Source organism: Lactococcus formosensis (assembly GCF_037892375.1).
GTDB lineage: Bacteria > Bacillota > Bacilli > Lactobacillales > Streptococcaceae > Lactococcus > Lactococcus formosensis.
In genome coordinates this window covers 92,673-104,376 of the sequence record NZ_CP141721.1, presented here as the reverse complement: position 1 = coordinate 104,376, position 11,704 = coordinate 92,673, and the positions used below count along the sequence as shown (strand labels likewise).

The window sequence follows — 11,704 nt, the reverse complement described above, 5'->3', positions numbered from 1 at the left end:
TTCGATCATGTTCTAATGTAAACAAGGAAAGAAAAAGATATAGCAATAGCAATAGCAATAGCAATTCTAGTGGTTTCTTAAATATTTTTGAAATTTTATGAATAGTTTGCTATTATATATAGTAACTTGTATACTTAGCTTTTACCGGTTATTTTTTGCGGCGCAGTAACTATTTTATATTTATTGGGGAAAAATGAAACTTACAATTCTACATACAAATGATACCCATTCTTATCTTGATGATATGGGAAAAAGAGCAAAGAAAATAAATGAAATAAGAGAAAAAAATCTATCAGAAGATAATACTACATTATTGATTGGCGCAGGGGATGCTCTTTCAGGAGACTTATACTATAATCTTTATCATGGTAAGAAGGAAGCTCAATTACTTAATCTTTTACACTACGATGTAATGACTTTAGGAAATCATGAATTTGATGGAGGTTCTCATGTTTTGTCACAGTTTATAAGAGATGTGAATTTCCCCATAGTTGCTAGTAATATTAATTTTAAGCATGACAAACTTATCGCTCCTTTGGTTGAAGAGAAAAAAATTTTACCTTATATGATTAAAACCTTACCTTCAGGAGTGAAGATAGGCATATTTGGTCTTACAACATTGGAAACTCCTTCCTACGGGTTTCCAAGCTCAGAAACTATTTTTAATGACCCTTTTATGGTAGCACGGGAAATGATTGATAAATTGATTGAATTGGAGAGTGATATTATAATTCTTGTTAGCCATTTAGGAGATGATATAGATATGCTGTTGGCTAAAGAAATTGATGGAATTAATGTCATTGTTGGGGGGCACACCCACGTTCCGATAGAAGAAAATATAATTGTGAATGATACGATTATAGTACAAGCTGGAGCTTACGGAGAATTTTTAGGAGAAGTTAATCTAGAATATACAGATACAGGAAAAATAAAATTGGTCAATAAGTTTCTGCACAAAGTTAGTGAGAATGCAGTTGATGAAAGATTGGAATCCTTCTTATCAGATATGAAGCATGAAAAAAATAAATTATCTTCACATAAGCTATTTACTGTTAAGGATAGAATGGATGGAGAACGCATTGTTTCATCTAAACCTTTCTCTACCTTAGGAAATGTAGTAGCAGATGCTTTTTTTCTAGAAGCAATTGAACAAGGATACCAACCAGACTTAGCTGTAATAAATGGGGGAGGGATTCGATCATCAATACCTACCGGAGAAATAAGTCGAGTAGATTTAATTAAAGTTCTCCCATTTTCAAAGCAATTAATGTTATTAGAAATTGAGGGGCACTTCTTATTTGAAGCCTTGAAATATGGTAAGTTCCCACAAGTTTCAAAGTTAAAACTTTATTATTCTGAAAAGCAAGAACTCAAAAGGGTGGATGTACGTAAGGATGACAAGTGGCAGCCTCTGCAAATGAGAAAGAAATATAAGGTAGTCACTAATTCGTTTGTTGGGCAAGGAAAAGATAATTATGAGGCTTTCAAGAAAGGAATAATTCTTAACGAAAATATACAAGAAGATGTAGTAGCTCTCGAAACCTATTTAACAAAGCTTCCTCAACCAATTAACGTTAAATATGAAGAAAGAATAAAAGTGGGAAGCGTAATTTAACGCATATTTACGAGAAAAGAAAGGGAAAATGTCATGAAATTTGAAGAATATCAAGAATGGGTCAAAATGTTTTATAAAAAAAGAGGGTGGTATAATTACAGCCCCTTTATACGCTGCAATTTTCTCACGGAAGAGGTTGGTGAGTTAGCACAAGCAATAAGAAAAAAAGAAATAGGTAGAGATCGACCAGATGAAGTTGAGGGGAATGAAGTAGAGAAGATTGAATATATAAAAGAAGAGCTTGGGGATGTCTTAGATAATGTTTTTATTATGGCAGATAAATATAACCTTTCAATCAGTGATATTATGGAATCACACAGAAGCAAATTAGAAGAAAGATATAAAAAAGAGCATTAAGTTTTTATACCATGTAAATAGGAAGATAAAGGAATATGTTGAGCGAGAATTATAATTGGATAAGAAAACCGGAAAAAACTAAAATACTTAATGGAATGGTCGAGATATATACTAATCCTCATACAGATTTATGGCAAAGAACTTATTATAACTTTCAAAATGATAATGCTCCAATATTCTATAGGGAAGTGGAAGAAGAGTATTTTTCTTTTACAGTCAAGGCTGAGTTTAGAGATGCGAAGCATAGATTTGACCAGTGTGGAATAGTTATATATCAGGATAGTGAAAATTGGTTGAAAGCTTCCTCTGAATATGAGAATGGAGATTATCAACATTTAGGGTGTGTGGTTACAAACAGCGGATATTCCGATTGGTCAACTATGGAAATAGATCCTTCTATAAAAGAGATTTGGTATCGAGTAAGTAGAAGAGAGTCCGATTTTCGTGTTGAGTACTCTAGTGATGGCAAAATATTCCACCAAATGAGGATATGTCACTTAAATAAAGGTGGTGGAAAAGTGAATATTGGAATATATGCGTGTTTACCTGAAGAATCAAGTTTTAAAGCTTCTTTTTCAAACTTTAAATTTTCAAAATGTCTTTGGGGAGATCATGTAGGTCAGGCCCCAGACTAATCTGTACTACATATCGTATCTCTTAAAAATCAGATAGAAAGCATAAAGGTTAAAATGACTAATTACAAAGATTGGATAAAAGATCTTGGACTACTCCCTCATCCTGAAGGAGGCTATTATAAAGAAACTTACTTACATCCTGAAACACTTTTTACTCAAAAAGGAGAAAGGAGCCTAAGTTCTGCATGTTTGTTTTTACTCACTGAAGAAAATCCTTCTCATTTACACAGATTATCAGCAGATGAAACTTGGTTTTATCACAGTGGTAATGCGTTGACTGTACATTGTATATTTCCTGACGGGAACTATGAAGAAGTAAAAATAGGCCCTGATGTCAAAAAAGGCCAGTTACTTTCATGGACTGTCCCCGCTGGAACTATATTTGGCTCAACAGTGAAGAGTGGTTACGCACTAGTAAGTTGTGTGGTTACACCTGCTTTTACATTTGAAGATTTTGAATTATTTACCCAAGAGCAATTGATAAATCGTTACCCTCATTTGGAAAAAATCATTAAACAATTAGCTTATGAGTAGTATTAATTTAAATCATATAAAGTTATTAGGAGTATAACAAGTAATCAATATACTAAAAAATATATAAGTTTAGAATACTACATATGTCTATGATAAAATTAGATCCTAATGAAGTGGGCACAGTATTCCTAACATTGAAATATAGCTTTAACTTTTTCTGCGGCTTTTATCTGAGGTGAGAAAACAAATGAACCTGTTAGTGTGTATATACGGATAATATTATTAACGCTCCTGTTATCTTATCTGCTTTATCTGATGTGTCGTTTATTCCAGCTGAAATTTTACAATATATATATATTAAATAGAAAATTATCGAAAATTACTTGAGGGACACGTTATGTATAAATCAGCCAATGCTTTTAATAAAATATCAGTTAATATAATTTATAAAATAGGACAGGTATGCATTTCACCTGTCTTTTTTATAGGGTTATGTTATAAAAATGTAATCTTTGAGGCTGAGGGTTTTGTTGCTTTTTTAAATTAAAAATGTTTATAAATATCATTTTATTCCGAACGATATGAGCTTTTTTAAGTTTTATAATATAAAATACTGTATTTATATTCTTTAAAACCGTACAATAGAGTTAGGAGGTGCTATATTGTGAAAAAAGAAAATAACCTAAAAGAAGAAGTTATATTAGTTAGTTCATGCCTTGCTGGTATTCCATGCCGATATAATGGCAAGGCAGCTCCTAATGCTGAGGTCATAGAATTAGTGGAAAGTGGTAGAGCAATACCAGTATGTCCTGAAGTTTTAGGTGGGCTGCCAACTCCACGCCCAGCTGCTGAAATAGTTGGAGACAAAGTGTTGAGTCAAGAGGGAGAAGATTTTACTCCTGAATTTATATATGGAGCAAAAAAGACGCTAAAAATTGCTGAGGAGTTGGAATGCAAGAAAGCTATTCTTAAATCAGGCAGTCCATCCTGTGGCTTTAGAAAAATATATGATGGGACGTTTACAGGGAATATGAAAGAAGCAAACGGTATAGCGGCTCAATTATTACATGATAATGGAATAGAAATAGAGTCGAGGTGATATTATGAATATTATTACTACTCCATACCTCTATTTACTATGGGAGTTTATAAAACAAGATTCAGATGAACGATAATATACCAAAGCTATTTACTATAATTTTGTTAGTTAGTATAGCTTAGTAGCATAAGTTTATTTGAAGGGATTAGTGAGAACACATTTTTAGTTTTATAACAAAGTCCTCTTGAGGAAAATGATTCGAGAAATCTCTAATTTACTTATATAAGCCTAGTTTTTATGGATTGGGGAAATATAACTTATTCCTCTCAAATATTTAAATTTGTAAAAAAGGACGACGATCATTGCAAAATCTTATAGATAGTATGTATTATTTTAACCATAGAATACTTATACAAGAAGATAATAGAAGTTAAACACTCAGTTTTTGTATGGAACAATAGTGACATAGTAACAACACTTCCAGAACAAACTGACTTTGATTTAACAAAATTAAAAACTTAATTGACTCTATTGAATTGATGATACTGAATTTGAATGAGATTTTTAAACCAATTTGTGGTAAGAATTAAAAGAGTCTTTAGAAATTTCTTTATGGTACATTTAGTATACATTCCAAGCTATTTATTGTTTGGCTTTGAAAGTACAGTAGTCTATAATCACTGATATAACAACAATAAAAAAAGTTCAAAAATATACCAGCATGGACAGTAGATAAAATGATCCGCTATGCGCGTATCGCTTTGGGTATTCGCTAATAGTGGTATAACTGGCTTTAAGAGAGTTTTGATAAAAATATTAACCCTTTAAAAGTACATTAGGTCTATACAATAACTCCTTTATTTGGATCATTAGTGTCACTTTCTTTAATCATGGACACTTATATAGATTTTAGATTACTTGATTATAAAATAAAAAAGAATCATTAGTTTTTTGATGATTCTTTTTTATTTGTGTCTACGCGTATGAAAATAGCGGGATCTTATCTGATGAACTTATGTGAGAGAAAATTATAACACTAGTACTCCTAGTTTTATTCCTCAATATTTGTAATTAATTTAGTTTCACAATAATGGCCTCTACCAGCCACATAGACTTTTACAATGTCTTTCTTACTGTTGGTCTCTAATTTAACAAAAATTTCAGAAGGAGAGTTTAAAGAATACCCTTGTTCAAATACGTATAATTCTTTTTCGAGATGGATTTTTTGATATAGGTAACATGCTAAGGCACAATTTGAAGTGCCTGTTGCTGCTTCTTCATCAATATCAAAACTAGGAGCAAAATTTCGGCAAATTATACGGTTTTTATTGAAGGCATAAAGATGCATACCAACAACACCATATTCATCGCTAAGGTTTTGGATTTCAGAAAAGTCAGGTTGGAGGTCATGTAGCATTTCTTCAGTTTTAATTGGAACTAATATGTCTTTTAAGCCTGTTGACACAATTTGAATAGGATAATCTGTTTCAATAAAAGTTGTATCAAAACAACCACTGAACTGTTCAATAGATAAAACATCATAAAATTTGGGTTCTGTTTGTTCCATAAAAACCATGTCGTCTTTTAAAGTAATTGTTAAAATCCCACTATTGGTTTCAATTGTGTAATTATCTTTGAAGAGTTTATTGAGATAATCCAGTATGATAAATGAAGCAATTGTAGCATGGCCACATAAATCAACTTCCTCTTTAGGTGTAAAATATTCAAATTTATAATCAGCTCTTGTAGATTTTGATATGAAGGCAGTCTCTGCAAAACCTAATTCTTTGGCAATAGACATTTTTGATAAAGAGTTTAGGGGGTGCTCTAAGAGTACAACTCCTGCCTTATTACCTCCTTTTTGATTTTTACTAAAAGCACTAGCAACATAAACTGTGATTGTCATAAGATTTTCCTTTTCTCAATTATATTCTTTCATTATACCTAGTCATTATCAAAGAGTAAAAAATAGTCACTCGCTTATTTAAAGGATATCTGTGAGGTATTATAAAAATCCTCCCCAACCGAGGAAGATTTGCGGCATTTTACTCATTGAATGAATATAAAATGATGATTATTGATTGCTTTTAATTTTTAAAAAATTTACTAACACCAACATCATAGCAAGGATAATAGTACAGAATAGGGGAAATACAATCAATGAACCTGTATGAATTATCCCGACTACAAATGTACAAATACTTACTATGAGATAATACCCTAAACTTAAGAGTGCTCCTGATATTCCAGCTGTTTTTGGAAAGTTATCGAGTGCTAAACTTAGGCAATTAGGCAATGCCATCCCAATTCCTACCAATAAGAAAAAGATGCCTAGTATATATAATATAAGTTCACTTATACTATTTAATTGCATCAATGAAGTTATTCCCCAAAATAATGTTGACACAAGGGATAAAAATATCCCCTTTCTAATTATTAGTATAGCATTTGACTTTTCTAATAACCTGCTAGATTGCCAAGCTCCAATCATTGTGGATAAAGCGACAATACATCCCATAAATCCATATTGACTTTGCGTAAAATGAAAGTGATCAATAAAGATACCAGGAGCTTCAGAATAATATCCGAAGATCATACCATTTAATAATCCAATGAACAGGCAAAAAATGATAGTGTTGGAATCTAAGAGCATCTGTTTAGCTAAACTGAATACACTAAGTAGGCTGGGATTTACCTGATTGTAGTTGAGGGTTTCTGGTAAATTCTTCAAACTAAAATAAAACAGTAACATTCCCATGATTACTAGCACACAAAAGACAATCCGAAAGCCATAGAATTGGGTGATAATACCACCTATAAGGGGGCCGAGTGCAGGGGAGAAGGCCAAGACAGCCGATATTTTAGCAAACATATGATGCCGTTCTTTTCCTGTATAGCTGTCTCTTAAAATGGTTTGAGTAGTAACTGATCCAGTGCTTGCACCAAACGCTTGTATAAATCTGCCTATAAATAGTAGGACTATATTATTTGATATCAGACAAAGAATACTACCAATGATGTATACTAATATCCCAGAATTCATTGCCTTTCGTCGGCCAAAATAATCGGAACCGATTCCCCAAAATACTACTCCTAGAGCGAACGCTAGAAAATAGATGCTCAAAGTCATTTGAGCCACATTGAGACTTGTATTGAAAGCTTTAGCAATTTCAGTTAGAGATGGCGTATAGATTGTTTCACTAAGCTGAGGGAAACCTACTAGACATACGAGTAAAAGTAAATTTATACTATTATTTATTTTTTTGGATGTTTTTTTCATTATAATCTTTCTTAAATTATTTAATTTTTAACTGTGAAAAAAACATCCTTTGAAGGGAAATGGTGGGATCATAATTTTAATCCATAAATAGAAATTTATAATAACACCTCCTTTTCGAAATCTAAGAATTAATTATAACATCAATTAAAAAAATATCAAATCAGTTGTAGCTATTCCTTGCCTTTAATTAACTATAGACTTTTCAATAAGTAATAAAAAAGTAGAGGAAGAATATAAGCCAGTTGAAGATCTGATACAAGAAGAGATGAAAAAAGAACTTGAAGAAATGATGAGCAATGCTCTGAGATTAGGATTATTGTTAATATAAATGATGTGAAAATTAGACCAAAAGACTCACATAGAAAATGGGTTAACTCCAGTGCCTTTATTCCAAAAATTATTTTGAGTAAGATGTCTAAATAAAGAAATGCTTTCCTTTGACAGCTTGCCTTGTATTGCTAAGGGCGTTAAAGAAGACTTAATTCCATGAGCGACTTGTGAGAGGTTATCATTGCTTTGATACTTAACCTTCAATTCTTTCAAAATTTTTAATTCATCGTCACTTATTTGTGGTTGTTTAATCAAACGGTCAAGTTCAGTCATTATTTCTGTTTTATTCATAGTTTATCAATTCTAGAATTTCTTCATTTATTACTTTATCAATTATGTAAGATAGGCGTTCCGCCAGTGCCATGAGGAATGTTCTTATTAGGGGGATTTATGGTTGCTTAAAAAGTTTCCCATATGGATCAGAATTTTTACCGAGAAATAAAATCCAATGCCTACTATTCAAAATGTGCAGTTCTTCATCTGAAAGCACTTTGTAATTTTTGTCCATCATATTTTTCTCTTTTTTAAATTTAAAAACATTTTTATTTTATATGTTTAGATTTAATCTATAGAGAAGTTGCAGAGCCCATAAAAGCAGTGCCGAAGATTTGACTTTCTCTGAGATAATGAGATATTTTTTTATTAAATATTTTTAAAGCCGGACTTTGAGTTTTTCCAACAAATGTAATTTGGAGACGTCTAAGCACATTTGATAGAGAGACTCCTTTTTCAATTAAATCAACTGCGATGGAAACCTTCTCTTTTTCAAAGTTAGTGGTCGCAGAGTTTTCAATAATATCTTTTAGTTCACTTAAAACTTCCCGTTCTAAATCTTTAAAGTCATTTGTTTTTTGTTTATTAAACACTTGTTTCTCTCCCATCATATTGGCTAGCTTGTAACATTATCAGTCTAAATAACTATTGTTAAACAACATAGAACCTCTATTTAAACCGATTGGGGCAATACTTGTAATAATAGGACCAAGTTTTTTATAGAACGAAGAAGCCTCACTAGATAAACCATTTTTCATTGCTTCTTTTTGCATACTTGAAGATACTCTATTTATAACTACAAGTAAGTACTTTCCCTTTTCCACATCTTTTTTAGCTAGTAATCCAATTTTTCTTTCCCTAGCAGTGATATTTTCACTCAAAATAAAATCATATAATAAGTTTAAAAAATCTTGCTCATTTTGTTTAAATTTTTTAGAAGTAAACATGAAATACCTCGTTTCTATCGAGAAGAGTGTCAGGACCAAAACCATCACCACTGTCCCCAGATATTGGGGATAATCCAAATCCTATACTAGCGGAGCTCTTTGTAAATTGGTAAACATACTTTCCATTATTCTCGTTAAATAACTGTTAGGTATGTTTATTAAAGGAGATTCTCCCTTATCAATTTTTGAGGAATTTGTTTGGAAGTACTGTATAATTTTTGTTTTTTCCTATTTTTTCTCCGTTTTATAAAATATTCAAACATTTTTATTTAGATGATTATATTATAATACTTTGTGTTTTTAATAACAATTAAGGAAAGATTAAGTTGGAGTTGAATTATTATTACTAAAAATATTGTAAAATTGTAAGAGAGATATATGTATAACTCGAGGAAATATAGACAGAAGGCGTTTCTCAATTATTTCAGCAAATAAATAATTTAATATCAAAAATTTTATTAGATGATAGACGATATTTTTCAGAAGCAGGTTTTCAAATGAAAATTCAATAAATTTCGTAATATGGAACCATATATTATATTTTTAAATCATACAGATATGGTGAGTATCAATTCTAAGTTCAGTAAAAAACTCCTGCCTGTAACGAGCAGAAGTTTATTGAGAAAACGGTTCTAAAGTAAGCTTATTTATCAAAGGGTAAGTTCCGAAAGATTCGCTACACTTAACCGATAAAGTTCCTCCGCCGATAACGTATGCCTTTCTACTGTTAAACTTCCATCCTTGTTTATTTCTAGTTTCTGCTCAGGGCCTGCAAGTGATGATAGACTAGCTCCCCATGCGACAAGCATGTTTTTTAAGATATTGTTTTCATTAATGAAATCTTTGGAACGTCTTGTTCCAAGGAACCGAATTTCATTATTGCTAAAAGTTAATTTTAGACGAAGATTTGGCATTAATTCGGCTTTGATTAATTGTGGGACCATAAAATCTCCTTTCTGTATTCATTATTGTAGCGCTTTCATTTGATAGAGTCAAAGAAATGAAAAAAATTAAGGAATGGGTGCCAAGGAGCATGGTCTTTCTTAGCGTATCACTTTAGAGAATCGTGAATGAAAAATTGTAAAATAAGACCAAAGACCGAGCAGAGAGTGGCCTTTTTTTGGTAGAATAGAGGTATGAATAGACGGATAAAAACATTTATTGTTATAGAGCTTTGTATCGTAGTTGCTTTGCTTTTTCATATTCTAAAATCACCGTACTTCCTTATATTGCTTGCTTTAGCCGTATCATTTAGTATCTTGTCACGTAAAGTAACCTTTCTCCGTCCTGTCACAGCAGTACTCTGGATTTTCTTTGCAGTAATGCTCTTGACAGCTGGATGGTTTTGGTTGGCGCTTCTTTTTCCTCTTCTGGTTGGGATTAGCTTCTGGAAAAGACAAGCTTACACGATGCCAAATTCTTCTTATAGCCAATCCTATGCTGATAATACAGAAGATATCACGAAATCCAATGGAAATGATGTCATTGATCTCTATGATGTGAATTTTAGACCTGAAGGAAACAGCTTGAGTATCAAGAAATCAGCAGGAAATACTAAAATTATCGTACCAGACGATGTTGCGGTAGCTTTAGAAATTACCGTATACAATGGTATCGTCAAGATTTTTGATGAAGAAACTGAAATTAATCCTGTAAACTTCCGATACTTTTCGGATATGAAGGAAGACGCTGAAAAGCGGATGCGGATTAAACTACAAGTTGAAACAGGAAATGTTGAGGTGGTGAAAGGATGAAGAAATCAATCATTAAAACCTTCACTGTTCTCTTTATCATTATTGTTTTGGTAGATGTTTTATTATTTTCGATCACTAGTGGCGTTTCAACAGCCAGTATTATGGGTGAAATTGCGAATAATTTTTATGGAATATGGATTTTTCTCTCTGTAGCCGGTTTGTTAGCCTTGGTTTTTACATTTTTCAACTTTCTGGAAAACAGTAAAATTAAGAGAGACTTTTATGATGATATTCAGCGCGTCAGCCAAAATCAAGAACCTGAGCATCCGGAGTTGAAGGCGCTTCATTTTCGTTTAAAAGAGATGTCTGTCGAGCTGCAAGAACTTTCAAGCCAAAAATCAGCCAATAAAGCAGAAATTGTTGAAACGGAAAGAAAACGTATTTCGCGAGAACTCCATGACTCAGTCAGTCAAGAACTTTTTGCTGCCACGATGATTCTTTCTTCTGTAACGGGCAGCGAAGCTGAAAACTCTAATCTCACACAAGATCAAATTTTGACACAAACACGTTTGGTTTTAAAAATTTTACATGAAGCACAGAATGAGATGCGGGCTTTATTGCTTCATTTAAGACCTATTGAATTAGATGGCAAGTCACTTTCTGCAGGCTTAAACTCTCTAACAGATGAATTGCAGGCGAAGATATCAGCCAATATCAATGTAAAGCTCAGTGATATTCAAGCATCATCTAACATCGAAGACAATCTCTTCCGTATGGCACAGGAAATTCTGAGTAATGCTTTACGTCACTCCCAAGCTGATAATATTGAAGTAGTTCTTAAAGAACAGTATGAGAACATTATTCTTAGAATAGCAGATGATGGTGTCGGCTTTGACACACGTGACAGTAAATCAGCCAGCTATGGTCTAGTCAATATAAAAGAGCGCGCGCTTTTGCTCGGTGGTGATGTTAAAATTATCAGTGCACCAAATCAAGGAACAAGTGTTGAGATACGCATTCCTCAAGTGAGTCAGTAAAAAGTTAAAAGTTAAAAGGAAAA

At 32.3% G+C, this 11,704-nt stretch carries 13 protein-coding genes; 7 read left to right on the top strand and 6 right to left on the bottom strand.

Annotated features, from left to right (window positions below; translation table 11 throughout):
* The first annotated feature begins 193 nt into the window (after positions 1–193).
* From VNN39_RS00500 to VNN39_RS00480, 5 genes are all read left to right on the top strand, one after another.
* Complete coding sequence (locus VNN39_RS00500) at positions 194–1,615, top strand: bifunctional UDP-sugar hydrolase/5'-nucleotidase (protein ID WP_338997671.1); 1,422 nt, start codon at positions 194–196, stop codon at positions 1,613–1,615.
* Positions 1,616–1,648: 33 nt separating this feature from the next.
* Positions 1,649–1,972 (top strand): MazG-like family protein, encoded by a 324-nt coding sequence (locus tag VNN39_RS00495; protein ID WP_338997670.1) that lies wholly within the window; start codon positions 1,649–1,651, stop codon positions 1,970–1,972.
* Between the two features lie 35 nt (positions 1,973–2,007).
* A complete protein-coding gene (locus tag VNN39_RS00490; RefSeq protein ID WP_339007117.1) occupies positions 2,008–2,607 on the top strand; it encodes a DUF1349 domain-containing protein in 600 nt (199 codons plus the stop codon).
* Between the two features lie 54 nt (positions 2,608–2,661).
* Complete coding sequence (locus VNN39_RS00485; RefSeq protein WP_338997668.1) at positions 2,662–3,141, top strand: cupin domain-containing protein; 480 nt, start codon at positions 2,662–2,664, stop codon at positions 3,139–3,141.
* 604 nt (positions 3,142–3,745) lie between these two features.
* On the top strand, positions 3,746–4,180 hold the full coding sequence (locus tag VNN39_RS00480; RefSeq protein WP_252175681.1) for a DUF523 domain-containing protein: 435 nt from the start codon (positions 3,746–3,748) through the stop codon (positions 4,178–4,180).
* Between the two features lie 991 nt (positions 4,181–5,171).
* Here VNN39_RS00480 and VNN39_RS00475 read toward each other — a convergent pair.
* From VNN39_RS00475 to VNN39_RS00450, 6 genes are all read right to left on the bottom strand, one after another.
* Complete coding sequence (locus tag VNN39_RS00475; protein WP_338997667.1) at positions 5,172–6,026, bottom strand: PhzF family phenazine biosynthesis protein; 855 nt, start codon at positions 6,024–6,026, stop codon at positions 5,172–5,174.
* Positions 6,027–6,194: 168 nt separating this feature from the next.
* The gene (locus tag VNN39_RS00470) at positions 6,195–7,400 is read right to left on the bottom strand and encodes a multidrug effflux MFS transporter (protein ID WP_213495349.1); all 1,206 of its coding nucleotides are present in this window, start codon (positions 7,398–7,400) and stop codon (positions 6,195–6,197) included.
* A 354-nt stretch (positions 7,401–7,754) separates the two neighbouring features.
* On the bottom strand, positions 7,755–8,021 hold the full coding sequence (locus tag VNN39_RS00465; RefSeq protein WP_096368501.1) for a bacteriocin immunity protein: 267 nt from the start codon (positions 8,019–8,021) through the stop codon (positions 7,755–7,757).
* 275 nt (positions 8,022–8,296) lie between these two features.
* Positions 8,297–8,614, bottom strand: a complete 318-nt coding sequence (locus VNN39_RS00460; protein ID WP_240246865.1) for a hypothetical protein — start codon at positions 8,612–8,614, stop codon at positions 8,297–8,299.
* Positions 8,615–8,635: 21 nt separating this feature from the next.
* Positions 8,636–8,950: a bacteriocin immunity protein gene (locus VNN39_RS00455; RefSeq protein ID WP_165713259.1), complete on the bottom strand. Its 315-nt coding sequence runs from the start codon at positions 8,948–8,950 to the stop codon at positions 8,636–8,638.
* A gap of 650 nt (positions 8,951–9,600) precedes the next feature.
* Positions 9,601–9,894, bottom strand: a complete 294-nt coding sequence (locus tag VNN39_RS00450) for a hypothetical protein (RefSeq protein WP_017369041.1) — start codon at positions 9,892–9,894, stop codon at positions 9,601–9,603.
* A 192-nt stretch (positions 9,895–10,086) separates the two neighbouring features.
* Between VNN39_RS00450 and liaF the strand changes: the two genes are divergently transcribed.
* Together liaF and VNN39_RS00440 are read left to right on the top strand one after the other, a co-directional pair.
* Positions 10,087–10,704, top strand: a complete 618-nt coding sequence (gene liaF, locus VNN39_RS00445) for a cell wall-active antibiotics response protein LiaF (protein WP_017369042.1) — start codon at positions 10,087–10,089, stop codon at positions 10,702–10,704.
* Positions 10,701–11,681, top strand: a complete 981-nt coding sequence (locus tag VNN39_RS00440) for a sensor histidine kinase (RefSeq protein WP_017369043.1) — start codon at positions 10,701–10,703, stop codon at positions 11,679–11,681. The genes liaF and VNN39_RS00440 overlap by 4 nt, the downstream gene beginning before the upstream one ends.
* Positions 11,682–11,704: the final 23 nt, after the last annotated feature.

What these genes read in the sequence shown, in the direction of transcription:
- VNN39_RS00500 (WP_338997671.1), top strand. Translation starts at nt 194, where the DNA reads ATGAAACTTACAATTCTACATACAAATGATACCCATTCTTATCTTGAT.
- VNN39_RS00495 (WP_338997670.1), top strand. Translation starts at nt 1,649, where the DNA reads ATGAAATTTGAAGAATATCAAGAATGGGTCAAAATGTTTTATAAAAAA.
- VNN39_RS00490 (WP_339007117.1), top strand. Translation starts at nt 2,008, where the DNA reads ATGTTGAGCGAGAATTATAATTGGATAAGAAAACCGGAAAAAACTAAA.
- VNN39_RS00485 (WP_338997668.1), top strand. Translation starts at nt 2,662, where the DNA reads ATGACTAATTACAAAGATTGGATAAAAGATCTTGGACTACTCCCTCAT.
- VNN39_RS00475 (WP_338997667.1), bottom strand. Translation starts at nt 6,026, where the DNA reads ATGACAATCACAGTTTATGTTGCTAGTGCTTTTAGTAAAAATCAAAAA.
- VNN39_RS00470 (WP_213495349.1), bottom strand. Translation starts at nt 7,400, where the DNA reads ATGAAAAAAACATCCAAAAAAATAAATAATAGTATAAATTTACTTTTA.
- VNN39_RS00465 (WP_096368501.1), bottom strand. Translation starts at nt 8,021, where the DNA reads ATGAATAAAACAGAAATAATGACTGAACTTGACCGTTTGATTAAACAA.
- VNN39_RS00460 (WP_240246865.1), bottom strand. Translation starts at nt 8,614, where the DNA reads ATGATGGGAGAGAAACAAGTGTTTAATAAACAAAAAACAAATGACTTT.
- VNN39_RS00455 (WP_165713259.1), bottom strand. Translation starts at nt 8,950, where the DNA reads ATGTTTACTTCTAAAAAATTTAAACAAAATGAGCAAGATTTTTTAAAC.
- VNN39_RS00450 (WP_017369041.1), bottom strand. Translation starts at nt 9,894, where the DNA reads ATGGTCCCACAATTAATCAAAGCCGAATTAATGCCAAATCTTCGTCTA.
- liaF (WP_017369042.1), top strand. Translation starts at nt 10,087, where the DNA reads ATGAATAGACGGATAAAAACATTTATTGTTATAGAGCTTTGTATCGTA.
- VNN39_RS00440 (WP_017369043.1), top strand. Translation starts at nt 10,701, where the DNA reads ATGAAGAAATCAATCATTAAAACCTTCACTGTTCTCTTTATCATTATT.